Consider the following 1,967-nt stretch of genomic DNA (forward strand, 5'->3'; position numbering starts at 1 on the left):
TTCAGGCCCGAGGAGTCGCAGAAGCCCACTCCTGCGAGGTCGACCACCACCGTTCTGGGGCTCCGGTCGACGACGGTCCGCAGAGCCCGGGCGGCAGGATCCAGGGTCTCCACATCGAGATCGCCCGTGAGCGAGCAGACGTACGTCCCTCCATCGACGTCAGAAACCACCACGTCAAGACCCAGGCCCGGCAGCGCCGTTCCTGTCGTGCCGTCAAGTCCGCTGTCGGCCGTCATCGTTCCTCCACTGATTCCCCTCCGACTGTACGGAGTTCCCGCCCGCCGGGCCAACGTGCCTGCCCGCGCCGTGCCTGCTCCCGAGGCGGCGGAGCCCGACGCTTCAGGTCTGTTCCAGGCCTTCGCGCAGTCGGCGCAGGGCGCGGCTGATGAGCCGGGACACGTGCATCTGGGACATGCCGAGCCGAGCGCCGATCTGGGACTGCGTCAGGTCCTCGGTGAAGCGCATGGAGAGGATGAGCCGGTCGCGTTCCGGGAGTTCGGCGATCAGGGGTTTGAGGACGACCATGTCCTCGGTCAGCTCCAGCAGCGGGTCGTCCGCGCCGAGCCGGGCGGCCAGCGGGCCGGTGCCGTCCTCCTCGGCCCGGCCGCCGGCGTCGAGCGAACCGGCGACGTGTCCGTTGGCGGCGGCGAGCCCGTCGACGACCTCGTCCTCCCGCAGCGACAGGTGCTCGCCGAGCTCGGCCACCGTCGGCGCCCGGTCCAGCTGCTGGGTGAGCCGCTCCTGCGCGCGGGCGAGGGTGATGCGGAGCTCCTGGAGCCTGCGCGGCACGTGCACCGCCCAGGTGGTGTCGCGGAAGTGACGGCGGATCTCGCCGAGGACGGTCGGCATGGCGAAGCTGGTGAACTCCACGCCGTGGTCGGGGTCGAACCGGTCGATCGCCTTGATCAGGCCGACGGCGCCGGCCTGGATCAGGTCCTCCTGCGGTTCCCGGTGGGTGTCGAAACGCCGGACGGCGTACCGGACCAGCGAGACGTTCAGCTCGACCAGGGTGGACCGCACGTAGGAGTACTCGCGGGTGCCCTCCTCCAGGCCCGCCAGCCGGCGCAGCAGGACCCGGGTCAATGCGCGGGCGTCCTCCGGCGCCACCTCCCGGGGGTCGTCGATCGCGGCCAGCTCGGGCACGGCCGACGCGGTCGTGGCCGGCCCGTGCGTGGTCGGCTCGTGCACGGACGGGGGTGCGGGCGGCGGACTCCAGCCGGAGGCGCCCCCGGGCAGGGCGCCCCCGGTGGACGGGTGTGTGGAACGGAGGAGTTCATCACTGGGCGCAGCCACGGCGGTCCTTTCCTCGGTACGGGCCGGTCCGTCCCCCGGTACCCGCTTCCGGCGGTCCGATGCGTCCCGGTGACGTGGCGTTTTCGTGGAGAACCGCTGGTCGGCTCGTGGTGGGCCCGCGTACCGGACCCCGCGGAGGGCGGCGGAGGGCGTCCCCGGCCGCTCGGCGGGCGCCGCACATGGATTCCCCGGGGCCGGGCAGACGAGGGCGCGACAACACCGGAGAGCGCCACCAGGGAGGGCCCGCACGTGGACACCATCACGACCCGGACGACGATGCGCCTGATCACCGGAGCGGACACCGACACCTCCGTTCCGGTCGAGTACCGGTACGACAGCCGGCGTCCGCTGGAAGTCACCCTCGTCTTCGGCGGCACGGGCGCCGGCACCAGCTGGACGATCGGGCGGGAGCTCGTGGCCGAGGGCCTGACCCGCGGGGCCGGCGACGGGGACCTGCGGATCACCCCCGCCGGCCACGGCCACACCTTCATCGCCCTGTCGGACGGCGACGGGCACGTCGCCCTCTTAGCCGCCCCCACCGGCCGCCTCGCCGACTTCCTCGCACGCACCGAGCGGGCCGTGCCGTACGGCAGCGAGAGCGCCCACATCGACTGGGACGGCTGCATCGCCCGCCTGCTCGCCGAGGGCCCCGGCGCCCCGGGCGGCCACCGCCC

3 protein-coding genes are annotated in these 1,967 nt (G+C 73.4%); 1 reads left to right on the plus strand and 2 read right to left on the minus strand.

Translation table 11 applies throughout. From position 1 onward, the window contains the following. Both ABZ885_RS40155 and ABZ885_RS40160 read right to left on the minus strand, forming a co-directional pair. A partial coding sequence (locus tag ABZ885_RS40155) for an STAS domain-containing protein (RefSeq protein WP_360199999.1) occupies nucleotides 1–236 on the minus strand: 236 nt, incomplete at its 3' end. 103 nt (nucleotides 237–339) lie between these two features. Then, on the minus strand, nucleotides 340–1,188 hold the full coding sequence (locus tag ABZ885_RS40160; RefSeq protein ID WP_360200003.1) for a SigB/SigF/SigG family RNA polymerase sigma factor: 849 nt from the start codon (nucleotides 1,186–1,188) through the stop codon (nucleotides 340–342). A gap of 354 nt (nucleotides 1,189–1,542) precedes the next feature. Between ABZ885_RS40160 and ABZ885_RS40165 the strand changes: the two genes are divergently transcribed. Then, nucleotides 1,543–1,967: SsgA family sporulation/cell division regulator (locus tag ABZ885_RS40165; RefSeq protein ID WP_360200001.1), on the plus strand; the 425-nt coding region annotated here is incomplete at its 3' end.

Source organism: Kitasatospora sp. NPDC047058 (assembly GCF_040643935.1).
In the GTDB taxonomy this organism is placed as follows: domain Bacteria; phylum Actinomycetota; class Actinomycetes; order Streptomycetales; family Streptomycetaceae; genus Kitasatospora.